The 24,302-nt window shown below is 48.4% G+C and carries 23 protein-coding genes; 19 read left to right on the top strand and 4 right to left on the bottom strand.

Annotated features, from left to right (window positions below; translation table 11 throughout):
• Positions 1 to 618 precede the first annotated feature (618 nt).
• On the bottom strand, positions 619 to 945 hold the full coding sequence (locus AC1DLI_RS23750; protein WP_477606967.1) for an antibiotic biosynthesis monooxygenase family protein: 327 nt from the start codon (positions 943 to 945) through the stop codon (positions 619 to 621).
• A gap of 130 nt (positions 946 to 1,075) precedes the next feature.
• Positions 1,076 to 2,230 (bottom strand): AI-2E family transporter, encoded by a 1,155-nt coding sequence (locus AC1DLI_RS23745; protein WP_477606966.1) that lies wholly within the window; start codon positions 2,228 to 2,230, stop codon positions 1,076 to 1,078.
• 167 nt (positions 2,231 to 2,397) lie between these two features.
• Here AC1DLI_RS23745 and AC1DLI_RS23740 point away from each other — a divergent pair, with 167 nt between their 5' ends.
• Positions 2,398 to 3,789, top strand: coding sequence for a polysaccharide deacetylase family protein (locus tag AC1DLI_RS23740; protein WP_477606965.1), 1,392 nt, complete (start codon positions 2,398 to 2,400; stop codon positions 3,787 to 3,789).
• 234 nt (positions 3,790 to 4,023) lie between these two features.
• Here the strand turns inward: AC1DLI_RS23740 and ilvD are convergent, their stop codons facing one another.
• Positions 4,024 to 5,709, bottom strand: a complete 1,686-nt coding sequence (ilvD, locus tag AC1DLI_RS23735; RefSeq protein WP_477606964.1) for a dihydroxy-acid dehydratase — start codon at positions 5,707 to 5,709, stop codon at positions 4,024 to 4,026.
• 241 nt (positions 5,710 to 5,950) lie between these two features.
• Between ilvD and AC1DLI_RS23730 the strand changes: the two genes are divergently transcribed.
• The 18 genes from AC1DLI_RS23730 (at position 5,951) to melA (ending at position 23,337) form a co-directional block, all read left to right on the top strand.
• Positions 5,951 to 6,655: a response regulator transcription factor gene (locus AC1DLI_RS23730; protein ID WP_477606963.1), complete on the top strand. Its 705-nt coding sequence runs from the start codon at positions 5,951 to 5,953 to the stop codon at positions 6,653 to 6,655.
• Positions 6,645 to 7,748 (top strand): sensor histidine kinase, encoded by a 1,104-nt coding sequence (locus tag AC1DLI_RS23725; RefSeq protein ID WP_477606962.1) that lies wholly within the window; start codon positions 6,645 to 6,647, stop codon positions 7,746 to 7,748. The genes AC1DLI_RS23730 and AC1DLI_RS23725 overlap by 11 nt, the downstream gene beginning before the upstream one ends.
• Positions 7,749 to 7,837: 89 nt before the next feature.
• The gene (locus AC1DLI_RS23720) at positions 7,838 to 8,818 is read left to right on the top strand and encodes a D-alanyl-D-alanine carboxypeptidase family protein (protein WP_477606961.1); all 981 of its coding nucleotides are present in this window, start codon (positions 7,838 to 7,840) and stop codon (positions 8,816 to 8,818) included.
• A gap of 213 nt (positions 8,819 to 9,031) precedes the next feature.
• Positions 9,032 to 9,337, top strand: coding sequence for an urease subunit gamma (locus AC1DLI_RS23715; RefSeq protein WP_308995766.1), 306 nt, complete (start codon positions 9,032 to 9,034; stop codon positions 9,335 to 9,337).
• 36 nt (positions 9,338 to 9,373) lie between these two features.
• The gene (locus AC1DLI_RS23710; protein ID WP_477606960.1) at positions 9,374 to 9,742 is read left to right on the top strand and encodes an urease subunit beta; all 369 of its coding nucleotides are present in this window, start codon (positions 9,374 to 9,376) and stop codon (positions 9,740 to 9,742) included.
• Positions 9,739 to 11,454, top strand: coding sequence for an urease subunit alpha (ureC, locus tag AC1DLI_RS23705; RefSeq protein ID WP_477606959.1), 1,716 nt, complete (start codon positions 9,739 to 9,741; stop codon positions 11,452 to 11,454). The genes AC1DLI_RS23710 and ureC overlap by 4 nt, the downstream gene beginning before the upstream one ends.
• Positions 11,455 to 11,496: 42 nt before the next feature.
• A complete protein-coding gene (locus tag AC1DLI_RS23700) occupies positions 11,497 to 12,189 on the top strand; it encodes an urease accessory protein UreF (RefSeq protein WP_477606958.1) in 693 nt (230 codons plus the stop codon).
• A 32-nt stretch (positions 12,190 to 12,221) separates the two neighbouring features.
• On the top strand, positions 12,222 to 12,950 hold the full coding sequence (gene ureG, locus AC1DLI_RS23695; protein WP_477606957.1) for an urease accessory protein UreG: 729 nt from the start codon (positions 12,222 to 12,224) through the stop codon (positions 12,948 to 12,950).
• Positions 12,951 to 13,832, top strand: coding sequence for an urease accessory protein UreD (locus tag AC1DLI_RS23690; protein WP_477606956.1), 882 nt, complete (start codon positions 12,951 to 12,953; stop codon positions 13,830 to 13,832).
• Positions 13,833 to 14,064: 232 nt separating this feature from the next.
• Positions 14,065 to 14,490: a MarR family winged helix-turn-helix transcriptional regulator gene (locus tag AC1DLI_RS23685; RefSeq protein WP_477606955.1), complete on the top strand. Its 426-nt coding sequence runs from the start codon at positions 14,065 to 14,067 to the stop codon at positions 14,488 to 14,490.
• Positions 14,491 to 14,634: 144 nt separating this feature from the next.
• Positions 14,635 to 15,690 (top strand): BMP family lipoprotein, encoded by a 1,056-nt coding sequence (locus AC1DLI_RS23680; protein ID WP_477606954.1) that lies wholly within the window; start codon positions 14,635 to 14,637, stop codon positions 15,688 to 15,690.
• A 122-nt stretch (positions 15,691 to 15,812) separates the two neighbouring features.
• Positions 15,813 to 17,312 carry an ABC transporter ATP-binding protein gene (locus tag AC1DLI_RS23675; RefSeq protein ID WP_477606953.1) on the top strand — a complete coding sequence of 500 codons (1,500 nt, stop codon included), beginning with the start codon at positions 15,813 to 15,815 and terminating at the stop codon, positions 17,310 to 17,312.
• A complete protein-coding gene (locus AC1DLI_RS23670) occupies positions 17,305 to 18,354 on the top strand; it encodes an ABC transporter permease (RefSeq protein ID WP_477606952.1) in 1,050 nt (349 codons plus the stop codon). Before AC1DLI_RS23675 ends, AC1DLI_RS23670 begins: the two co-directional genes overlap by 8 nt.
• A gap of 1 nt (position 18,355) precedes the next feature.
• Entirely contained in the window at positions 18,356 to 19,279 is a 924-nt protein-coding gene (locus AC1DLI_RS23665) for an ABC transporter permease (RefSeq protein ID WP_477606951.1), read from the top strand.
• A gap of 72 nt (positions 19,280 to 19,351) precedes the next feature.
• Complete coding sequence (locus tag AC1DLI_RS23660; protein ID WP_477606950.1) at positions 19,352 to 20,026, top strand: sulfite oxidase-like oxidoreductase; 675 nt, start codon at positions 19,352 to 19,354, stop codon at positions 20,024 to 20,026.
• A gap of 4 nt (positions 20,027 to 20,030) precedes the next feature.
• The gene (locus AC1DLI_RS23655) at positions 20,031 to 20,753 is read left to right on the top strand and encodes a nucleoside phosphorylase (protein ID WP_477606949.1); all 723 of its coding nucleotides are present in this window, start codon (positions 20,031 to 20,033) and stop codon (positions 20,751 to 20,753) included.
• A 33-nt stretch (positions 20,754 to 20,786) separates the two neighbouring features.
• Entirely contained in the window at positions 20,787 to 21,680 is an 894-nt protein-coding gene (locus tag AC1DLI_RS23650) for an AraC family transcriptional regulator (RefSeq protein ID WP_477606948.1), read from the top strand.
• A gap of 160 nt (positions 21,681 to 21,840) precedes the next feature.
• A complete protein-coding gene (gene melA, locus AC1DLI_RS23645; RefSeq protein ID WP_477606947.1) occupies positions 21,841 to 23,337 on the top strand; it encodes an alpha-galactosidase in 1,497 nt (498 codons plus the stop codon).
• Here melA and AC1DLI_RS23640 read toward each other — a convergent pair.
• A complete protein-coding gene (locus tag AC1DLI_RS23640; RefSeq protein WP_308995781.1) occupies positions 23,334 to 23,948 on the bottom strand; it encodes a 3'-5' exonuclease in 615 nt (204 codons plus the stop codon). The two genes, melA and AC1DLI_RS23640, sit on opposite strands and share 4 nt — an antisense overlap.
• Positions 23,949 to 24,302: the final 354 nt, after the last annotated feature.

Genomic DNA, 24,302 nt, shown 5'->3' with positions numbered 1-24,302 from the left:
CCTTAACACCTGCAAGCACCTCTCGAACTACTCTCATCTGTGTTTCTTCACTAACTCTTCTTCCTCCCATAACGGATCATCTCCCTTGTCCTAAGTTTAAATTATTGGATGGGAGGACTCCAGTTTAATTAGGGGGCCTAAGAGAAACTACACTGTAGCAACCGAGCTTAATATACAGTTACAGTTACACATGCACAAACCGTACAGTCGCCGCCTGAGCTTAATCCGCAGTAGCACAATTTCTAAACAGCAGTTTCACATGAACAAACTACGCACTGGTTCCCCCGATTCCCCCCGTGGTTAAACTAACAAATTCACATAGTAGAATAGAAGCGGTGACTTAAAGTGGGAATTCGGAGAACACAGACGCATCGTCCGATGAAGTAAACTTTGATCTCAATTACTTGGCTACAATGGATCTTGGTCAGCTTGATGCGAGATAAGAGGTACGGGAAAAGCCCCTGCTTCAAGCAGGGGCTAATATATTCCGTTTTCATATTCTATCAGTACCTCAGCCAGCATGGTAAGCTTTTAATCTTAATCAGATTACATTTCTTCTAAGTAGTATAAGTCCCCTATAGCTATCAAATTCCACCGTCTTACAGTAATCAAGCACAGCTACATCTCGAAAAAATAATCCCTCTCCACTTTGCAGACTCTCAGAGCGAAGCTTTGATACCATTCGCTTTTCCCTCGCTGCTGTGCAACTTGATGAGCGGCGTTCTCCTTCCACACTTGGATGGCATTTAAAGAATCCCAATAGGATACGGTAATGCCTAAGCCGGCATCGCGCGCAGACTCTATTCCTAAATAACCTTTTTGCTGCGAAGCAAGCTCCACCATTTTGTTTGCCATGTTCCCGTAACCCTTGTCGCCGTCTGTTCGCTGCGAAGCGAAAATAACCGCATAATAAGGCGGAGCAGGCGTTTTAGCAATTCCGTTCATAAGTCATTCCTCCAATAGGCAATAATTGAATAAAAAGATCTGTTATGAAGCCAAATGAATAAAAATGAAGCCAAGCCGTTAGCAGCAACGAAACGCTGGTAAGGCTTGACTTCAACGTTAATGGAGCAGATTAGTCTTTTTTCGTATGATCTTCCGGCTTCACGATTGTTTCCTTATTAGGCTGGGTTGGCGCCACATCGTATTCTCCTGCCGGCGTGCGAATCCAGCGGTGGAAGTAGCCTTGATCGTACAATGATTTTATTAATATCATCAGGATCGGGGCAAGGATAACGCCAGCTACCCCAAACAAGGACAACGATACAATCATGAATGCGGTCATGGTAAAGGCGGATACGCCAAGGGAATCGCCGGTAATTTTAGGCTCGAGAATTTGACGCGTGAGCACGACCACCAGAAAGAGGGCCGAAAGCCAAATGGCCAACGTTATTTTGCCCACGATGATTAAGTAAATAATCCAAGGAATAAAAATTGTACCTACACCGAGCAGCGGCAAGATATCGAATATTGCGGATACGACCGCGATGACGAACGCATTATCCACACCGAGCAGCAGCAGAGCAATCAAGATGACGATAAAGGTAATGCCGATCATTTTTGCCTGCGCTTTAAGGTAGAGCGCGATGCCTTTCAGCACATTATCGCGAAGGAAAAAAAATGCAGCTTTAAACGTATTTGGTGTCTTATTCTCAGCCGTTTGCTTCCAAGTCGTAATTTCAATGCTTAAGAAATAAGCTAATATAATCCCGATCACGAAGTTGAAGATAAAGGTCGAGAAGGAAGAGACATAGCTGATCATATTGAGCATCACGGTTTTACCGAAATTGGCAAGCGTGGCAGATGCGCCTTCAATTAAGTCCTTGGAGCGCTGGACCAGATCGAGGTCAGCCGGAGCCGATGAGAACCTCTGCTGGATCTCCTCAGTGATATTCGCGATTTGGGCAGCGAGTATTTTTTGGTATTTTGGAAAATTATCAACTAACTCCGTGCCTTGTTTCGTTACCAGATAAGCTGCCCCGGAGAAAGCAGCAAGGATAATAAGCGTAAAGAGGAGGACCGAAATGCCCGATGCGATCGATTTTTTCATGCCCAGCCTGTTCAGGCGCTTTGCCAGCGGTTCGATACATAAGAAAATGACAAAGGAAAAGAATATAGGCGTTGCGATTCGGTACAAATAACTGAATGAATACATAATTAAATAGACAGTAAGAGCAATCAGGGCGATGTCAAATGCGGTTCGCCAGTACTTTTTGTAAAAGGGCAGCATACGAGAACTCCTTCTTTTTTCCATAATCATATTTCCATAAAGATTGTACTATAGTTTTTAAAAAAGCGCCTATTTTTTATTGCATTATGCTACAATTAAAGCTACTGTTGTTGTTTTGTACCGCTATTCATTCGTCGACTAAATCATATAACGGTGGGGAAAACAAAATGGAAAATTTGCTGTTATGGGGATTATACGTTGCTTCCTTCTATGCGTTTCTTCCAGGTCTAATTAGCCGTACATTTGGCTTTCGTGTTTTTAAGAAGGGCCGTGTAGAAAAAGAGATATCCTTGACGTTTGATGACGGGCCGGATGAGATTTATACGCCTGAGCTTCTTGATCTGCTTGCACGCTACAATGCGAAGGCGACTTTCTTTGTCGTGGGTTCGCATGCTGAGGGGCAGGAGAAGCTGCTGAGGCGAATGAAGGATGAAGGCCACAATATCGGCGTTCATAATTATGTGCATAAATCAAACTGGCTTATGCGCCCTCGGACGGTTAAACGCCAAATTGAGCGTACCCTTGATATTATAGAGCAGGCAACGGGGTCGCGTTCGGCTTATTATCGGCCGCCATGGGGGATCGTAAACGTATTTGATTATGCGAAGCTAGGACATTTACAAATTATTTTATGGTCGGCTATGTTCGGTGATTGGCGAATTCGACTTGGTGCGGAGCGGCTGAAGAAGCGGATGCTGGAGAAGCTTAAACCAGGAGAAGTATTGCTGCTTCATGATTGCGGCATGACGTTCGGAGCTGATAAGCACGCGCCTCGGAATATGCTTATTGCTTTGGAGGCTTATTTGGAAGAAGGCGTCAAGCAGGGCTACCGATTTATAAACATCCAGGAAATGATGAAGCTGACTGAAGCTGCGAAGTCGATGCACATCTCGATTTGGAAAAAGTCTTTGATTTCACTATGGCTCATGTGGGAGAAGCTGTTCCACGTTGTCTTCCGTCTAAAAACGGTCGGCAATGTTGAAGATGCTGCGTTCCATTACCGGGTGATCCGATATACCGGTCAAGATGTTGAATTTGCGGACGGCGGGCGTGTGGCCAAGGGAGACAGAGTCGCAGAGCTGCATTTTGATAACAAAAAGTTGTCAACCATCGCGGCGACCTCCAAATCGCCTGTTGCGACAGGCATCCGAATGCTTCGGGAGGTTGAGCAGGCACTTCCGCTGCTTGCTAATCAGCTTGCTGCTGATTTTGAGGCTAACGATATCAAAGCCGTATATGGGGTCACGATGATCCATCGCGGTGCAGATCGTCTGGGCTTTGAAATTTTCCAGCTGCCTGAGGGCTTGTTCGCCAAGTCGACTCGTGTCTACTTGCGCATATTGATAAAGGTGCTCACGAATACGCAGAAGTCGGCCAAGGACAAAAAGAAAAGAGACCTGATTTCACCGCGCATGCTGCTGATGCCTGTTGCAACTATTAGACGTTATGCGACGAATCAGTTGAACATGATGCAGGATATAACCGATGTTGTAGAACGAACATTAAGCGCGGCAGCCGACGAAGCTGCACAACTAGGTACGAAAACAACAGCAATATAACGTGAATGAGGGTTGAATTCCCTCGCTATTAACAGCTGCTCAGGGTATGTTCCTTGATCAGCTGTTTTTTTATGTAGAAATTTTTACTAATAAATGTGTATAAAGGTTCAGGAGCTTGTGCTTGCATGCTTGCAAGAAAGTTAATTAGCGGTTAATACTGATACTTCACAAATAAACAAACAAAAAAGGAATGCAGGCTGTTTCCAGCTTGCATTCCTTTTTTTTAATTTAAAGCTACATTTTCATTACGCCGCCAGTGCTGGCAGAAGTAACAAGATGAGCATAACGGGCCAAGTAGCCGCGCTTGATTTTGAGTTCAAAGCCTTTCCATTCGGAACGGCGTTTTTCGAATTCTTCATCGCTGATCAGTAGATCCATCGTACGGTTGTTCATGTCGATCTCGATGATATCGCCATCTTGAACAAATGCGATTGGACCGCCTTCGGCTGCTTCTGGTGAAGCATGGCCGATGCTGATGCCGCGGGAAGCGCCAGAGAAACGTCCGTCAGTGATAAGGGCTACCTTAGCGCCAAGTCCCATCCCAACGATTTGTGAGGTTGGTGCCAGCATTTCCGGCATGCCTGGGCCGCCGCGAGGTCCTTCATAACGAATGACAACTACATGGCCTTCTTTAATTTTTCCGTTAGCGATGCCGTGAAGCGCATCATCTTGGGAATCGAAGCAGATAGCAGGACCTTTGTGGTAGCCGCCAACTGACTTGTCCACCGCACCTGTTTTGATAATTGCGCCGTTAGGAGCCAGATTACCGAACAATACGGCTAGACCGCCGCGTTCCGTATGCGGGTTATCAATGGTGCGGATAATATCCGTATCTTGGATTTCGCATCCCATTACATTTTCGCGAAGCGTTTTGCCTGTAACGGTAATGCAGTCGCCATTCAAAGCGCCTTCCTTTTTAAACAGCTCGTTTAGAACCGCGCTTACGCCGCCTGCATTGTGAACATCTTCAATGTGATAATCGGATGCCGGAGCGATTTTCGCCAGATGCGGAACGCGCTCAGCCACTTCGTTGATACGTTCAATCGGGTACTCGATACCTGCTTCATGTGCGATAGCAAGCGTATGAAGAACCGTATTTGTGGAGCCGCCCATTGCCATATCAAGCGCGAATGCATTGTCGATTGTATCCTTTGTAACGATATCACGCGGTTTAATGCCAAGCTCAATGATCTTCATAAGCTGGCGAGCCGCATCTTTAACGAATTCTTTGCGCTCTGGAGAAACGGCAAGAATCGTACCGTTGCCTGGCATAGCAAGTCCCATGCCCTCTGCCAAGCAGTTCATCGAGTTAGCTGTAAACATACCCGAACATGAACCGCAAGTCGGACAGCCGAATTGTTCCAGCTCCATCAGCTGATCGTCATTAATTTTACCGGCTTGGTGAGCGCCTACGCCTTCAAATACGCTGGAAAGCGAGATCGAACGACCATCGGAAGTTTTACCTGCTTTCATTGGTCCGCCGCTGACAAGCATCGTCGGGATGTTGACGCGAAGAGCGCCCATGATCATACCAGGTGTAATTTTGTCACAGTTTGGAATGCAGACCATGCCGTCAAACCAGTGAGCATTAACGACCGTTTCAATCGAATCGGCAATAATCTCACGGCTGGCAAGGGAGTAACGCATACCGATGTGGCCCATCGCGATGCCGTCATCTACGCCGATTGTGTTAAATTCAAAAGGAACGCCGCCAGCTTCGCGAATGGCTTCCTTAACAAGCTTTCCGAACTCCTGCAAATGAACGTGACCTGGAATAATATCAATATACGAGTTACAAACCGCAATAAACGGCTTGTCGAAATCTTCCTCTTTTACGCCTGCGGCACGCAGCAAGCTGCGATGCGGTGCGCGGTCGAAACCTTTTTTGATCATGTCTGAACGCATTCTTTTGGCCGCCATGTAAGTGCCCCCTATGTGCATAATAAAATATAATACTCTCGATTTTATCACAACGGACAAGCGTTGGCTATAACGCCTAGCAGTTACGGAAACGAAGCATTCATTAAGAAACCATTAAAAAATACTTAAACATTGTGATATTGCGCCAAACGACAGGACATGCCTGAGGATATTCATGTATAGTATGCTCAATGGACACAATGAGAACAACAATCGGGAGCTTAAAGGAGTGTGCTTTATTATGGAAAGACGCGTTTTAATTGTCGATGACGAGCGTGAAATCGCTGATCTTATAGAAATTTATTTGAAAAACGAAGGGTTCGCTACGGAAAAGGCCTATGACGGAGAGCAGGCATTGCAGGCTTTCGGGAAAAAACCGTTTGATCTGGTCATTTTGGACATTATGATGCCCAATATGGACGGTCTGGAGGCGACTCGCCGCTTAAGGCGCGACCAATCCGTACCTATTCTCATGTTAAGCGCAAAAGCTGAGGATATGGACAAAATCATGGGGCTGATGACCGGTGCGGATGATTATATGATCAAGCCGTTTAATCCGCTCGAGCTCATTGCGCGCGTTCGTTCCTTGCTTAGACGATCTTATCAATACAGTAATCAGACAGAAGGAAAAATCGATACGCGTTCGGATAAAGAGCTTCGGCTGGGTCCGCTGCGCATCGATAAGCTGAGCCATACCGCAGAGGCCGATGGCAAGCCCCTTCATCTTACCTCTACCGAATTCGGCATATTACATTTGCTGGCCAGTCAGCCCGGCAGGGTTTTCAGCGCAGAGGATATATTTCAGCAGGTGTGGAAAGAAAAATATTTTGATTCCAATAATACGGTGATGGTTCATATCAGCAAGCTTAGGGATAAGCTGGAAAAGGAACTTGGCGATAAAATGATCGTAACCGTGTGGGGGGTTGGCTATAAAATTGAAGGATAATATTGCCCTTAAACTTGTTTTCCGAACCCTTCTTCATTTTATAATTAGTGCTGCATTAGCTTTTGTAACGGTGTTTTTCTTCATATTTTCAGGCATGTATTTAGCAAAAAGAATAGGGTTCATAGAAGATATAGCTCGTAAATTAATTTCATTGTACGGTGAAGTTATTCTGTTTGGCGGAACAGGCATTGTGCTGTTCTTTTTGTATTTTTTTATTTTGCAGTGGCAGCAGTTTCATTATTTTGGTCAAATGAACAAGATCGTTCGCGGCATAGCGGAAGGCAAATATGATTTGGATTATAAAATTGAAATGCGTAAACAGAATCTTTTTAGCCCAATGGCTGCCAACATCAATAATCTCGTTGGACGTTTGCATCATGCGCTTGATGAAGAGCGGAAGGCTGAACAGACCAAAAATGAACTTATAACGAATGTTTCTCATGATCTGAGAACGCCGCTGACCTCGGTTCTTGGTTATTTAGGCTTGATTGAGCAGGACCGGTACCGCGACGAAGTGGAGCTGAGGCATTACGTACAAATTGCCTACGATAAATCGCAACGGTTGAATGTGCTTATCAATGACTTGTTTGAGTATACGAGAATGCGTCACGATACATCGGGGCTCAAAGTAACGAATTTTAATTTGATTGAAATGCTGGGGCAGCTGCTCGTGCAGTTTAGGCTGCCGTTTCAGGAAGCGGGCATGCAGAGCAAGCTCGTGGCCGATAATTCGATTGTAATGGTTAAAGGTGACGCAGCAAAGCTGGTTCGTGTTTTTGAAAACCTGATCTCGAATGCCATGAATTACGGCAGAGAAGGGAAGCAAGTGAATGTAACCGCCAAGTTAGAGGAACGCGCTGCGGTTGTAGAAGTTATAAATTTCGGTGATCCTATATCCTCTGCGGATCTGCCTTATATATTTGATCGTTTCTATCGGGTAGATAAATCTCGTACGCAGTGGGCAGGCGGATCGGGGCTGGGACTTGCCATAGCAAAAGGCATCATTCAAAAGCATGGCGGAACCATTTCGGTGACCAGCGACTTGGAACAAACCTCGTTTAAGGTAACACTGCCGATATTTATTAATAATTAAGCTTTTCTTATGGTTTGGTTACAGTCTCCTTAAGCTCCGTCTCCTATACTTGGTTGTATAGAAGCGTTAGTGAAGGGGAGATCAACATCATGCTGATGGAGAGAACGTATAAAGAAAGAACAAATAGCACAAATACGGCTATTAAATTTATGCTCATTGCGGCTTGCGGAGTGATTATCATCCTGTATCTGATGTCATTGAAGGGGAAACCGGCAGTACCCGAGCTGCAGCTCGAATCAGGCTCAGCCATTCTGTTGGACCTTGAAACAGGCGAGGTGCTTTATGAGAAAAATGCAAATGAGGCATTGCCGCCCGCGAGTATGTCTAAGCTGATGACAGAGCTGATTATTTTGGACATGACCAGCGAAGGAAAGCTGGGCTGGGGAGACCGTGTGACAACTAGCCTTTACGCATCCTTGGTACCTGGAGCTCAAATCGGTTTTGAGGCAGGCGAATCCTATACCGTTAGAGAGCTGTTTGAAGCGATGGCGGTACATTCGGCAAACGATGCCGCAGTTGCGCTGGCTGAGCATGTTAGCGGAAGTGAGGCGGAGTTTGCAGCGTTAATGAACAGCCGTGCCATGAAGCTGGGCTTGTCCAGTCAAACGGCATTTGCTAATGCAACCGGGCTAAGCTCCGAAGATTTGCTGCCTTATGAAGGAGCGTCTGCTAAAGCGGATACGGTGATGACGGCCAAGGATACGGGATCGCTTGCCGCCTATCTATTGAAGAAGTATCCAGAAGTACTGGAGGTTTCGAGCCGCAGCAGCGTAAAGCTCGCCAGCACGTCGCAGAAGCTGAAAACGACAAATCTCATGTTAACTGGAATGCCTTATGCCTTTCCTGGCAATGATGGCTTGAAGACGGGGTATACAGTGCAAGCTGGTTATTGCTTTACGGGTACAGCTAAGCAGGAGGGACGGCGGTTAGTATCTGTTATTATGGGAGCCCATTCGCCGGAGCAGCGATTTACGGAAACGAGTTTATTGTTTGATTACGGATTCAAGACGGATGGTTTAGCGAGTTTAATCGGACATATACAAAGTAAACTGGGGATTCAGACGGGTTAAAAGCAAGTGCGCTGCCGGTTATATCGATTTTCGTCGAAAAATGTCGATTATACCGAGCGGATTAATAGTGTAAGCATCGTGTTAAATCTAGAAAAAGCGGATGTCGCTTTTTCTAGATTTTTTGTTTTAATGTCACAAAATCTAACGCAATGAGATTTACTATCCATAATTTGCTGTCTATAATGGAATTATTACGGATGAAGAGGTGAAAACATGCAGTTGACTGAACGTGAAAAAGAGAAGCTGCTTATTACGATCGCAGCTGATTTGGCAAGGCGGCGTATGAACCGCGGCGTGAAGCTTAATTATCCTGAGAGCGTTGCGCTTATCACCTCTGAAATTATGGAAGGCGCGCGTGACGGGATGACGGTAGCGCAATTAATGGAGTTTGGAACGCAAATATTAAAGGCGGAGCAGGTTATGCCCGGTATACCGCAAATGATACATGAGGTTCAAGTGGAAGCAACTTTTCCAGATGGGACGAAGCTTGTCACGATACATGATCCGATTACGCATTAGGCGGTTGATACATAGTAGAGAGGGGAGCTTTGCCAAATGATTCCTGGTGAATACCGAACTGCTTTAGGCGAGATAGCATTAAATGCCGGGCGCCAAACCAAGCAGCTTATCGTTGTAAATACAGGTGACCGACCTGTTCAAGTGGGCTCTCATTTTCATTTTTTTGAAGTAAATCGCGCTTTAAAGTTCGACCGGGAAGCAGCGTTTGGCATGCGGCTTCATATTGCCGCGGGAACGGCGGTCCGCTTCGAGCCGGGCGAAGAAAAGCCTGTCACGGTCGTAGAGCTTGGAGGATCGAAGCTTTCCTATGGACTGAATGGCCTGAGCCAAGGAAAAGCAGAAGCTGGTGCTATGCCTGATGCCGTTCGGGAACGTTTGAAAGCATGGGAGGGCGGCGGCGCATGACGAAGATGGATCGACGAAGCTATGCTGCTATGTTCGGACCGACTACAGGAGATGCAGTAAGACTTGCGGACACGGAGCTTTGGGCCGAAATTGAGCATGATTTTACGGTGTACGGCGATGAGTGTAAATTCGGCGGCGGCAAGGTTATCCGGGACGGCATGGGACAATCGAGCGGCGCACTGCGTGATGAGGGTGTGCTCGATACGCTCATTACGAATGCGGTCATCATCGATCATTCCGGAATCGTGAAAGCGGACATCGGCATCAAAGACGGCTTTATCGTTGGAATTGGCAAAGCGGGTAATCCGGATATTATGGACGGTGTTCATCCGAATATGATCGTCGGTGCAAGTACCGAGGTAATCGCTGGAGAAGGGAAAATCGTAACGGCCGGAGCCATCGATTCGCATATCCATTTTATTTGTCCGCAGCAGATTGAGACAGCGTTATCCTCAGGCGTCACGACGATGATCGGCGGCGGAACGGGACCTGCGACAGGCACCAATGCGACAACGGTTACGCCGGGCGCGTGGCATATGCGACGGATGCTGGAGGCGGCGGAGCATTTTCCAATGAACATCGGTTATACAGGAAAGGGCAACGCCTCGTTTACTGCCCCGCTCATCGAGCAAATCGAAGCGGGTGCGATCGGACTAAAGCTGCATGAGGATTGGGGAACGACGCCAGCGGCGATCGATGCCTGCCTGCAGGCCGCAGATCAGTACGATGTGCAGGTCGCGATCCACAGCGATACTTTAAATGAGGCGGGTTTTGTAGAGGATACCTTAGCGGCTATCGGCGGCCGGACGATCCATACCTACCATACGGAAGGTGCGGGAGGCGGTCATGCGCCGGATATCATTATCGCGGCAGGCGAGCTGAACGTGCTGCCGTCTTCAACGAATCCGACTCGCCCTTTTACAATCAATACAATAGAAGAGCATTTGGACATGCTGATGGTTTGCCATCATCTCGACAGCAGCATACCGGAGGATGTGGCGTTCGCGGATTCACGGATTAGACCGGAGACGATAGCTGCCGAGGATATTTTGCATGATATGGGCGTATTCAGCATGATCAGCTCCGATTCCCAGGCGATGGGACGAGTAGGAGAAGTCATCATTCGCACCTGGCAAACGGCTGACAAAATGAAAAAGCAGCGCGGTCCGCTGTTGCCGGATAACGAGCAGAATGATAACTTCCGCATCAAGCGTTATATTGCGAAGTATACGATCAATCCAGCGATAACGCACGGTGTTTCGCATTTGGTCGGTTCACTTGAAGCAGGTAAATTCGCTGACCTTGTCATATGGAGTCCCATGTTCTTCGGGGTTAAGCCGGATCTTGTACTCAAGGGCGGAAGCATTGCATTTGCACAAATGGGAGATCCAAACGCCTCGATTCCGACGCCGCAGCCGGTATTCGGCCGTCCCATGTTTGCATCCTTCGGCAAGCTGGTATTCAACAGCTCCATAACGTTTGTATCTCAGGCAGCTTATGACCGAGGAATAGCAGAGGAGCTTGGCCTTCAGAAGCGTATCGAACCGGTGAAAGGCTGCCGCACGGTTACGAAGAAGGACATGATCCATAATGACGCGACACCGAAGCTGGAAGTAGACGCGGAGACCTACCATGTGCTGGTAGATGGCGAGCATGTAACCTGCGAGCCGGCAGAGGTGCTTCCGATGGCTCAGCGTTATTTCTTGTTTTAAAGGCTATATAATGCCTCAGGGGCTGGGAGGAGGCAATGGAAAATGAATGATAGTGTCAGATGGCTGGCCATGCAGCAGCTGCTGGATTCGGCCCTGCCGATCGGCGGTTTCTCGCATTCGTTCGGCTTGGAGACGATGGTTCAGGACGGCAGGATGAATCGTTCCAATCAGCTCTTCGCTTATGCCGCCGCGATGCTGCTGCAAAGCTGGGCGAGCTCGGATGCCATGGTCATCAAAGCCGTATACCGCGATGCACCCCAAGCGGATTGGGAGCGGCTGTGGTCGGTTGAACGGCTAGTGCATTTGCAACGGGTCGCTTCCGAGACACGCAGCGGCGTGGAGAAAATGGGCAGGCGGCTGCTTCAGCTCGCATCGGCGATTCATCCGCAGCTGGACTGGGCCCCGCTTTCTGAGGCGATGCGGGCTGGCAAATGTTTTGCTTCGCATCCGCTTTCGCATGGCTATACGTGCTGGCTGCTTGGCGTATCGGAGGAGCGGGCAATACAGGGTTATTTTTACAGCTGCATCGTAACCTGCGTCAACAGCGCGCTGCGACTCATGTCGATGGGACAGACAGAGGGGCAATTTTTGATTGCAAGGCTGACTCCATTGACAGAGCAAGCGATGTCAGTAGCGAGGGAGCTTGAACCGGAGGCGGCTTACTCAAATATGCCAATGGCGGAGATAGCGATGATGCGGCATGAGCGTTTGTATTCACGATTATTTATGTCTTAACGACTATCTATACGAAAATGGAGGAATAACAAATGTGCCAAGGACAAGGACATACACATCAGGAATGGGAAAGCCCGGCGATCGACAGCTCAAGACCGATTCGAATCGGAATCGGCGGACCGGTAGGGTCTGGCAAGACAGCGCTTGTGGAAAGACTGACGCGCGAGCTTCATACGAAATATAGCGTGGCCGTGATCACAAACGATATTTATACAAAAGAAGACGCCAGAATCCTTTTCAATACAGGCGTGCTGCCAGAGGAACGCATCATTGGCGTGGAAACAGGCGGATGCCCGCATACGGCCATTCGTGAGGATGCATCGATGAATTTTGAAGCGATTGAAGAGCTGGAGCGTCGTTTTGATCATTTGGATCTTATCTTTATTGAGAGCGGCGGAGATAATTTGGCGGCTGCGTTCAGTCCCGAGCTGGTGGATCGTTTTATCTATATTATCGACGTGGCCCAAGGAGAGAAAATTCCTCGCAAAGGCGGCCCTGGCATCATGCGTTCCGATTTGCTTGTCATTAATAAAATCGATCTGGCACCTTATGTAGGCGCAAGTCTCGAGGTCATGGAGGCCGATACTGTGAAAATGCGTGGTGATCGCCCATTCGTGTTCTCCAACTTGTTCGGCGGCGACGGCGTTGACAAGATCGTGAGTTGGCTGACGCATGAAGTTGCCCATGCGCGGGGGACGGAGCATTCCCATGTGATCCAACTGACCAATATACCTTCAGACCATCGGCATACTGCATCCTAAATGGAACTTGTAAATCAATTGGGTCAGCATGACGGCACGGTGAGTGAGCATCGCATCCGGACGTCTGTGCTGCGCGCAGACTTTGCAAATCGGCGAGGCCGGACGTTCGTCGAAAATAAGTTTCATACCGCGCCTATAAAAATTGCGAAGGCATTTCCGCTGGATGACCAGTTAGGCGTCATCGTCATGGATGTGTCGCCCGGTTTGCTCAGCGGCGACAGATATGAGCTGGATTGGTTTTCCGGCCAAGACTCTCATGTCATGATTACCAATCAATCTTACACGAAGGTGCATCCGAGCCAGCCAGCTGCTGACTCTTCGATGCTGCAGGTGTTCGCTCTTGAAGAGAATGCCGTCGTCGAGCATATGCCTGAGCCGGTAATGCTGTATAAGGATGCGGCGTTTCGAAACGAGACAAAAGTTAATTTGAAGGCGGGTTCGGTTTGGATGCAGGCGGATGTGCTTTGTCCTGGACGCACCCTGCGGGGCGAGCGGTTCGATTATCGATTCTATCGCAACTCGCTGTCCGTTTATTACGGGGAAGAGCTTATTTTCTCCCAGCGTCAACGGATCGAGCCGGCGAAGCAAGACATAACGGCGCCTGGCTGCTGGGATGAAATGACTCACACCGCAACCTTTTATCTGTTTTCCGATCGCGTGAACAGCTCGCATTTAGAACAGCTGCAGGAAAAATTGGATAGCTTTGCTTCGCCTGAGGGCCATTTGATCGTTGCAGGCGCGTCGCTGACATATCGGTTCGGGGTAGCGGTCTCAGCGGCTTCGACAGCAGCTTGGCCTTTGCAGCAGCTAATGCGGGAGTTGTGGCAGACAGCGCGCAAAGGTTTGCTGGATAAGCCTCCGCTGCGCTTTTTGCAGGGATAATTGCGTAAGATTATGTTTTCGAATTGTTTCCAAGTGTAAGCAAAAAGGCCAGCCGGCGTTTCTTTTGGTTGGCTTTTTTGCGCTTCTGTTAAGAAAGTCGTATATTTCTGTAAAAGAGGATTAGTTAATCTCATAAAGGAACGTTATAATATGAACAGCTGATTGCTTTTTATGAAATATAGGATAGGTTGGTGATCGATTGGAAGCTTCAAATGCAGAAAGGCTCGAATTAATGAGAAAACTAGACGAATCCTTTCGTCAAGTCCGCAGGCAAATCAATGCGGAATGGAATAGCTATAATGTGCATGGGCTTGGATTGACCCATGGCAGGATGCTCATCATCTTGTCGCAATCAGGCGCGCAGAAGGCATCGGCATTAGCGGAGCAGCTCATGATTACGAGCGGGGGAGTAACGGGGATCGCGGACCGATTGATAGAGCTGGGTTATGTGAAGCGGGAGCGGGGAGAGAAGGATCGTCGCGTGGTCATGCTTGACCTGACAGACGAAGGCTTAAAAATCGTCAACCTTATCGAAACAGTCCGCTCAAAATTGATGCATAAGCTTTTTGAAGGCATGTCGGTAACGGACATGGAGAAGGGTGTCCAGCTTTTTGAACATATGAGCAGGAATATGGAATCGGATGTTACAAATTCGTGACTATTTACATATTTCATTATTAATACACGGAAAATTGGTGTAGAATAAACTTGAAATTTGTCGAATGAAATAGGTTGACAAATTCCGATAAAACAACTAGGATTAAAAGGAATTAATACATTCAATTGTTTAGGGGAGATTACGATGAAAAAGGCATTAGCATTAGCGGTTTCGTTGTTTCTGATGGTTGCGATTGTCGCAGCTTGCGGAGCAAACAAAAATGATGCAGGAAACGCGGCGAATAACGGCGCAGCGACGAATAACACGGCTGGCGACAAAGCGGAGAAGAAAAAGATCGCGCTTGTGCTGCCTGAAAAAATCGGCGTGAACAAATTTTTTGTATTGATGGATGAAGGCTTCAAAAAAGCCGGCGATGAATTCGGCGCTGAAGTAAAAACAATCGAGTCCACTGACCCAGCAGGCTTCGAACAGAACCTTCGCGCAACCGTTGCCGAAGATTATGATCTGATCATTACCGCAACTTTCCAAGCAGAGGATGCATTGAAGAAGGTTGCTGCTGAAAACCCGGACAAGTCATTCGCTGTCATTGATACAGTCGTTGATCTTCCAAACGTACGCAGCGTTAACTTCCGCGAGCATGAAGCATCTTACCTGATGGGCGCGCTTGCTGGCCTTTCCACTAAAACAAATATCGTAGGCGCTGTCGTCGCAATGGACGCGCCGCTCCTTAGCAAATATACATCAGGATTTGAGCAAGGCTTGAAAAGCACGAATCCAGATGCGCAATTCCTTATCAACTATGTAGGCAGCTTCACGGATCCGGTTAAAGGTAAAGAGCTTGCTTTGCTGCAACAATCTAAAGGAGCTGACTTTATCGCAGGTATGGCTGCTGTTGGCGACAACGGCGTATTCGAAGCAGCGAAGGAAAAAGGCTTCTTTACATCCGGCCAAGATACAGACCGTACCGAAGAAGATCCAGAGCATATCGTTCTTTCGCAATTGAAGGGTACGGATGCGGTTGCTTACGAAACGGTGAAAAGCTTCGTAGATGGAAGCTTCGCTTTCGGCGTAGCAGACTACGGCTTGAAAGAAGACGGCGTAGGCCTTACGTTCGTAACCAGAGACAGCAAATCTACGCTTAGCCCGTTCATCGGCCAAGAAAATGTAGATAAAGTTAAATTGATTGCTGAAGATATCAAATCTGGTAAAATCGTAGTAGTAAACCCGCTAGCTCAATAGAATGACATGCCGGCTGCTACCCATGCAGCCGGTTTGCTTGTTGCTTGGAGGCTTCTTCCTATATGGAGGAAGTGGTTTTTTTTGTTTAAACGGTACGGCATGGAATGGGGAGGAGCATTTGTATGTTGCTGCAAATGGACAGCATTACGAAATCATATGGGAGCGTAACCGCAAATAACAATGTTCAGTTTTCGCTGCAAAGAGGTGAAATTCATGCCTTGGTTGGTGAAAACGGTGCTGGGAAGACAACGCTGATGCGCATATTGTACGGAATGGAAAGTCCGACAAGCGGTGAAATCCTTATGGATGGAAAACCGGTTTCGTTTGCCAGTCCTGCTGATGCGATCAAGCATAAAATAGGTATGGTCCACCAGCATTTCATGCTGTTCCCGACGTTTACGATAGCCGAGAATATTGTAATCGGGCGTGAGCCCTCTAAGGGAGTAGGCTTTGATCGTAGGGCCGCTGCCGCCGAAACGGAACGAATCGGCAAGCTTTATGGCATGCCGGTAGATCCTTGGAAGAAGGTTGCAGATTGCTCGCTTGGCATGCAGCAGCGCGTAGAAATTTTGAAGGTTCTTTATCAAGGAGCGGAAGTCATTATTTTGGATGAGCCTACGGGCGTTTTAACCCCTCTTGAAGTAAAGGAGCTGCTGATTGCGATAAAAGGATTAGCTGCGCAGGGTAAAAGCTTTATTCTGATCAGCCACAAGCTGCAGGAAATTATGGAAGTCGCCGATCGGGTAACCGTTCTGCGGGATGGCAAGGTTAGCGGAACGGTTGACGCAAAGGATACAAGCGCGGAACAATTGTCACGGCTTATGGTCGGTAGGGATTTGATACATATATCACGTAATGAGGCCAGCAGAGGCAAGAAAGTGCTGGAGGTATCAAACGTTTCCCTCAAAGGATTGAAAACAAAGCCGCTGCTCACGAATGTGAACCTTCATGTAGATGAAGGAGAGATAGTCGGCATTGCAGGTATATCAGGCAATGGCCAATCGGAACTCATTCAAACGATATCCGGCCTTATAAAACCTGATGGCGGTGAAATAAAGCTACTAGGACAGGACGTGACCGGTTCACCGGCGGGTGTTATTCGTGAGCGGGGGCTTGCTCACATTCCGGAAGACCGTTACCAATGGGGCGTTGCGAAGGATGCAACCGTTACGGAAAACGGTTTGATGGGTCATACAGGCAAGCATCAGAAATACGGCATGTTAGACGGTGCCGGAATTCGTCAGATGGTAAGTGAATGGGTTACGCGCTTTGGCATTAAAACAGGCTCGTTATCTACCAAGGCGCAGTTCCTGTCCGGAGGCAATCTACAAAAACTTATTGTTGCTAGGGAGCTTGCCCAGAAAACTCCGTTCCTCATTGCGGCTGAACCCACGCGCGGCGTGGATGTCGGCGCTATGGAGATCATCCACGGAGAGCTTCTCAAGAAGCGAGACGAAAGAGGGGCAATCCTGCTCATTTCCTCTGAATTAACCGAAATATTGAAGCTGTCTGATCGGATTTTGGTGATGTATGAGGGGCAGATCGTAGGCGAGCTGGATGCGGATACGGCTACCGAGGAGCAAATTAGTTTGTTAATGGCAGGAGGAAAAGCGGTTGGATAAGCTGGTACAAATCGGACGCTCGCTGCTGCAGCCGCTTTTGGCGGTTCTTGTCGGCTTGGCAGCAGGCGCAATTGCCATCGTCATCGTCGGGGGCTCCGTTACGGAAACATACGCTGAAATGTGGAAGGGCGCATTCGGCAGCTTCTACTTTTTTACGAATACATTAAGCCGCGCGACACCGATCATATTGATCGGGCTGGGAGTTGCGCTAGCCTTTCGTGCTGGATTTTTTAATATGGGCTCAGAAGGTCAAATGGTGCTGGGCGCGCTAAGCGCAGCAGTAACAGCCATCTACCTGCCTGGACCTGGTTGGTTCAAGCTTATTGCTGCAATTATAGCCGGTATTATTTCCGGGGGAATATGGTCGGCATTCGCAGGCTGGCTGGATGCCAGATTCCGAATGAATCTGCTGATCACCACTTTATTGCTTAATTATATTGCTACTCTCTTTGCAGGTTATATCGTATCTTATCCCTTGAAGGATCGCACGGGTTCGGCAGCAATGGCTCAAACCGTTATGATCGATCAAAGCGTATGGCTGCCAAAGCTTTTTAAAGGAATGAGCCTGCATGCCGGCTTCCTTATTGCTGCAGTTGGGGCCATATTGTTGTTCCTGTTTATGCGCTATACGGTTAGAGGCTATGAAATACGCATGCTGGGCGGCAATCCGCTATTTGCAAGCTATGGCGGCATCAAGCGGGGGAAAATGATGCTGATCAGCATGTTTGTCAGCGGAGGTTTGGCCGGTCTAGCAGGCTCCGTTGAGGTGCTGGGTACACAGTATCGTTATTTGGACGGGGCATTAACCTCGCCAGGATACGCCTGGTCAGGGATAATGGCAACGCTGCTTGCAAGCTCGCATCCGCTGGGAACCGCGGTAGCCGCGATACTGCTTGCCGCCTTGCAGACAGGCGGAATGGGCATGGAGCGTAACACGGAGGTGCCGCTCGAGGTATCAAGTATCATTCAAGCGGTCCTTATCTTATTCGTTTCTGCGAAATTCACTTATTCGTTTATAAAACGCAAGAAGGCGAGGTCATAATATGGATTTTTTATTAGATGCCTCCTTGTTTGCCTCGACACTTCGTATGGTAACGCCAATACTGCTTGCGGCACTCGGCGGCGCCATATGCGCACGAGTCGGTTTGTTTAACGTAGGTCTTGAAGGCTTAGTGCTGATCGGTGCCTTTTCTGCGATCGTGGGTAACCATTTTACGGGGAATGTATTTACTGCAGTGCTTTTTGCGGTATTATGCTCGCTTTTATTTTCGATATTGTTTGGATATATGAGTATACAGCTTAAGGCGAACGTCATTGTTGTCGGGATAGCCCTTAACTTTTTGGCGCTGGGGCTGACGACGTTCTCCTTGCGTGCGATCTTTGATGTGAAAGGCGCATACTACAATAAGGATATGGTGGGCCTGCCCAAATGGGATATTCCGGTTCTAAAGGAAATTCCATGGCTTGGGGATGTATTATCCGGGCATTCACCGCTCGTTTATTTATCGATTCTGCTAGTCATTGCCCTGCAACTATTTTTGTTCAAGACGGTAACAGGCTTTCGATTGCTTGCCGCAGGCGAGAATCCAACTGCAGCCAAGAGTCTGGGCATTAAAGTATCACGGATCCAATATGGCGCAGTGCTGATGTGCGGCGTGCTGTGCGGGCTTGCAGGCGCCCAGTTGTCGCTTGGGAATGTAACGATGTTTACGGAAGGCATGACATCCGGACGGGGTTTCATCGCGCTCGTTGCGACGATGCTTGGCCAATCGAATCCAATCGGTGTTGCTGCATCGAGCCTGCTGTTTGGCTTCATGGATGCACTTAGCATCAGGCTGCAGGGCTTCGCCCTGCCGACGCATTTTACGATGATGCTGCCTTATATCGTTACGATCATTGCTATGTTATTCTTTAAAGACAAAGGCTACATGCAGGAAGCGCGCAAATCGAATGAAAGCTCTCGGTAAATTGGACAGAGCAAGTAGACTGCTCGATTAGTCATACAAGTAAGCAAATAGGACAAGTATGGAGGTAAAACGATGCATAAAAAAGCAGATCGGCTCAAAAAAGTGACGGCAATCAGACAAGCGGAGATTGCGCAGGAGATTGCCCATCGGGTGCCCCCAGGTCAAACGGTTACGGAACGGTTTCCAATCCTGCATGAAGGGGAAGTTCCCGTCTATGATTTAAACAACTGGAAGCTTCGCGTATTTGGCGAGGTCGCTGAGGAACGGACTTTCAGCTTCGAGGAGCTGCTTGCTCTTCCGCAAACGAAGACCTTATGCGATATTCACTGCGTAACCAGATGGTCCAAGCTGGATACCGAGTGGGAGGGCGTGAAATTTAAGGATTTGCTGCCCCTGCTCGGCGTGAAGCCGGATGCCAAATACGTCATGATCCATGCAGATGAGGATTATGATACGAATGTTCCGTTAGCGGATTTGCTGCATGAAAATGTATTGCTGGCGCACCGCTTTGACGGCGAGCCTCTGACTGATAAGCATGGCTGGCCGATGCGCTTGCTTGTTCCTCATTTGTATTTCTGGAAAAGCGCAAAATGGATTACGGGAATTGAATTTATGAAAGAGGACCGCGAGGGCTTCTGGGAGCGCAACGGCTTCCACAACTATGCAGATCCGTTCCAGGAACAGCGTTTTAGCAGCGACGAGAACGCAATGCCTGAGGATGAATGGCTAAAAAAGGAGTTTGATTGAGCAGATGCTTCCTATATTACAAGTTAATCCGGAGGATTTGCCGGCTTACGCTATCGTTTGCGGCGATCCGCGGCGTGCCGAGCTTATATCGCAAAAGCTGGTTAATGTTAAAGAGCTTGCGTTTGCGCGGGAATACCGTACTTTCGTAGGGGATTATGAGGGTGTGCGGCTTGCTGTCGTAAGTCATGGCGTAGGCTCGCCAGGAGCGGCTGTCTGCTTCGAGGAGCTGATTCGGGGCGGCGTAAAAACACTAATACGTGTCGGTACGGCAGGTTCGTATTCGGCGGATCATCCTGCAGGCAGTCTGGTCGTAAGTACGGCTGCCGTCCGGGCTGAGGGCCTAACGCATCAGCTGGTGCCGGCAGGTTTCCCTGCTGTTGCTGACAGTGAGGTGACAGAAGCTCTTTATGCGTCGGCGCTGGAGAGCGAAGGGATTGTAAAGAAAGGCATTACCGTTACGCTCGACGTGTTCTTCTCCGGCGTTGTGGACATTCCACATCGTCAATACAAGCAAGCGGGAGCAATTGCCGTTGAGATGGAAATTGCTGCGCTGTATGTCATTGCAACGCTTCGTGGAGCGCGTGCCGGTGCAATCTTGGCATTGGACGGTTACGCGGATTCCGATTTGGCTGGCGAGTACGATCCGCATACGGATGTCGTAACGAAAGCGGTTGAGCGGGAGATCGAAACGGCGCTGCGGGCTGTTTCCAAGCTTGCGGCCGTGTAAAAATCTTGTTGCTGGGCAAGGAGGAAACGTCTCGTGAGCAGAACATTGTTTAAATGCGAGTGGCTGGGTGGCGATTTGCATCCGCATGTGTCTGCTTATTATTTTAAGCAGTGGTCTGATTACTCGATGACCTTTCACACGCATGACGCTATCGAAATTATGTATGTCATCTCCGGGGCGTGCGTCATCGAGCTTGAAGCGGCAGGGTCGGAGGAAGCTTGTGATATGATGCTCAAAAAGGGTGACTTCGTTATTTTAGACGCGAATGTTCCGCACCGGCTCATCGTCGACGAGCGCGGTCCATGCCGTATGCTTAACGTTGAATTTGATTTCCGGAAGCGCCATGCGGCGTTTCCCTCTATGCGTCAGCTTGCTTTGGAGGACGAGGATGTGGCTTATTTGTTCACAGCGCAGTCCTCTTATTTGTTTTTGCGCGATGCAAGCGAAGTGTACCAAGTACTGAAGAGCTTGGTGCTGGAGCTGGACAGCATAGGCAAACGCATCAATATGAAAGCGGAGCTTTTGTTCGCTCAGCTTCTGCTTGCCATTGCAAGACTGCACAAGGAGTCAGAAACGAAGGGCGTTAACCCTGCGGATCTCTATGTAAAACAAGCGATTGAGTACATGCACCACAACTATGACCGCGATATTCAAGTGAAGGATATTGCGGCGGCTGTCAACCTGCATCCCGGTTATTTGCACCGCGTTTTTCGGACACAGCTGGGCAAAACGCTTACAAGTTATTTGACGGAGCTGCGGATGGAAAAAGCGAAAATGCTGCTGATGGAGACGGATATCGCCATTGCGGATATTTGTGATTACGTCGGTGTAGGAAGCAGGCAATATTTCCACGCCATGTTCAAAAAATACACGAGCCTGACGCCGATTGCTTACCGGAATTCGATGGATACCCATAACTACCTGTAAAATAGTTCATAGCTGTCAGCCTGCTTAGTTGCAAAAGTGATGATTTCTGACACTTGCGGAGACACTTGGTCACTATTTTGATAACGCTTCCGAAATATCGTTGCTAAAATATAGAGGAGATTAAACGAATCTATTAGACGATAATTGGAGGCTGATTGGCATGTCTGCATTTAAAATTACATTTATAGGCGCGGGCTCGATTGGATTCACGCGCGGCTTGCTGCGAGATCTGCTTGCTGTTCCTGAATTCCAAAACATCGAGGTTGCGTTTACCGATATCAATGCGCATAACCTTGAAATGGTTACGGCGCTTTGCCAGCGTGATATCCACGAGAACGGTCTTTCGATAGCGATCCAATCGACTACGGATCGCCGCGAGGCATTGAAGGATGCGAAGTACGTAATTTGTACAATCCGCGTCGGGGGTCTAGAGGCTTTTGCAACAGACGTGGATATTCCCCTCAAATACGGCGTTGACCAGTGCGTAGGCGATACACTGAGTGCCGGCGGCATTATGTACGGCCAGCGGGGCATTGCAGAGATGATGAACATTTGCCGCGATATTCGCGAGGTGGCGGCGGACGATGTACTTCTGCTCAACTATGCTAACCCTATGGCGATGATGACATGGGCTTGCAATAAATATGGCAACGTACGAACGATTGGTTTATGTCATGGGGTACAGGGCGGACATTGGCAAATTGCCGAGGCCTTTGGTCTTAAGCAGGAGGAAGTCGATATTATTTGCGCGGGTATCAACCACCAAACCTGGTATATCCAAATCAAGCATGGCGGCGAGGATTTGACAGGCAAGCTGCTGGAAGCATTCGAGAAGCATCCGGACTTTAGCCGCACGGAGAAGGTGCGTATCGATATGCTTCGCCGCTTCGGTTATTACAGCACCGAATCAAACGGCCATTTGAGCGAATATGTGCCTTGGTACCGTAAGCGTCCGGAAGAGATTAACGATTGGATTGATATGAGCTCTTGGATTAACGGTGAGACAGGCGGATATTTGCGTGTATGCACGGAAGGACGAAATTGGTTTGAGACGGATTTCCCTAACTGGATGAAGGATCCGGCAAATGAATTCAAAAGCGAGCTCCGCAGTCATGAGCACGGCTCTTACATTATCGAAGGTTTGGAAACGGGACGAGTTTACCGCGGTCATTTTAATGTTGAGAACCATGGCGTCATCGCGAATCTGCCTAATGATGCCATCATCGAGGCGCCAGGCTATGTGGATCGCAACGGGATCTCCATGCCGACGGTAGGCGAGCTGCCGCTTGGAGCTGCTGCTGTATGCAACGTTAGCATATCTGTTCAGCGCCTAGCAGTTGAAGCAGCGATCCACGGCGACGATAAGCTGTTGCGTCAAGCTTTTATGATGGATCCACTTGTCGGTGCCGTTTGCAATCCGAATGAAATTTGGCAAATGGTCGATGAAATGCTTGTGGCGCAGGAGCAGTGGCTGCCGCAATATACTGATTCTATCGCAGCAGCTAAAAAGCGCCTAACGGAAGGGCCGTTGCTTCCTACGCGTGAATACGAAGGCGCAGCGCGTCTGAAGGTGAAGACGGTTGAGGAGATGCAGCAAGACCGGGAGGCTGCGAATAAGAATGCAGGCGAATCGGATAAAGGGAAGGAACGCGTTTAACGCGGTGCATATTTCAGTTCAATAGGTTCGAGGACGGCGCCGGGAGGACTCCATGCAGGCGGTCCGAACTTCTTGAGGTAACCAAGCGTGTTCATATAGTCTTCAACAGGCTGCTCTTCGTCCATCTTGCGGAATATTTCCCAGCAGGCGATGACATCATTTAAAGCTCTATGGCCGCCGATGAGCGGGATGCCGTATCGATCCGACATATCCTTAAGGGTATGCGGATAAACATGGCGTGCACGGCTGATGGTCAGCGTGTCGATGAAGCTGTTCGAAAAAGACCTGCCAGCGATGCGAAGCAGGGAATGATGCAGGAATCCGAGATCGAAGGCGGCATTGTGGGCAATCAGAACGTTGTCTCCGAGCATGCGGTTCAAGATACGAAATGCGGTATCTTCGTCCATTCCTGTAGCCGTCATTTCATCGGTGATGCCGGTCAGCTCGGTTATTTTGGCCGAAAGCTTACCGTCATATCGAACCAGTGTGCTGAATTCACTTGCAATTTCGCCGTTAACGCAGCGGATAGCCGCCATTTCTATAACACGGTCCTTCTTCGGATCAAGTCCGCTCGTTTCAAAATCAATGACGGTATAAGAATGTGCAGTCATAGCTGTTTCACCACTTTTTCTAGTAATAAGTTTGAGTTCCTTATGCTTATTATTCGCTAAAAGTGATAAATAACCTTTTATTTCGCGCTTGAAACAAAGAGACTGGTTCCGGAAAAGGCTGTATGCCTTTCGCCGAACCAGTCTCTTTTTTACTGAAGTTAAGGAATGGGCACATGAAAAACAGTGTCGTTTATACTGGCGCTGTGCAGCAGTTACGTACACGTTTCAACAAAAGCTCAAGCTGCTTTTCTATGCCGAAGCCTAAGTAAAATCATCTAAAATGAAGAGTACTTATTGCTGCGCTGTAGTTTTTACAATCTAAACCCTGCTCGAGAGTAGATTCTCTGACTGCAT

Source organism: Paenibacillus sp. 01T443 (genome assembly GCF_056398325.1).
This window is presented reverse-complemented; position numbering and strand designations above follow the sequence as displayed.